The sequence below is a fragment of the Pseudomonas sp. SB113 genome, from assembly GCF_040754745.1.
Taxonomy (GTDB): domain Bacteria; phylum Pseudomonadota; class Gammaproteobacteria; order Pseudomonadales; family Pseudomonadaceae; genus Aquipseudomonas; species Aquipseudomonas grimontii.
Genome location: NZ_JBFMHW010000202.1, coordinates 1 through 433, shown reverse-complemented (window position 1 = coordinate 433; position 433 = coordinate 1). Strand labels below are relative to the sequence as shown.

The window sequence follows — 433 nt, the reverse complement described above, 5'->3', positions numbered from 1 at the left end:
ATCCACGCGGATGTTTTGGCCGGTTATGTAGCCGGCGCCTTCGGAGGCCAGGAATGCGATAGTGGCTGCGATTTCCTCGCTTCGCCCATAGCGTTTCATTGGAACTCCATCGCGCCGCTCATCCGTTCCGGGCAGGCTGTCGATCCATCCCGGCAAGACGTTGTTCATGCGAATGTTGTCCGCTGCATAGGTATCGGCGAATATCTTCGTAAACGATGCCAATCCGGCCCGGAAAACCGCGGATGTGGGGAAAATGGCGCTCGGCTCGAAAGCCCATGCAGTGGAGATATTGATGATCGCGCCGGACTTTTGCTTCTGCATAATGGGCGTGATCAGCCGCGTCGGACGGATGACATTCATCAAATAGACGTCTAGGCCCTTGTGCCATTCCTCGTCGGTTATTTCGAGAATTGGGGCGCGGGGGCCGTGACCG

1 protein-coding gene is annotated in these 433 nt (G+C 57.0%); it reads right to left on the bottom strand.

Annotation, left to right across the window (positions count from 1 at the left end; all coding sequences use genetic code 11):
- On the bottom strand, positions 1-433 hold a 433-nt coding region (locus tag AB1462_RS32165), incomplete at both ends, for an SDR family oxidoreductase (RefSeq protein WP_367249160.1).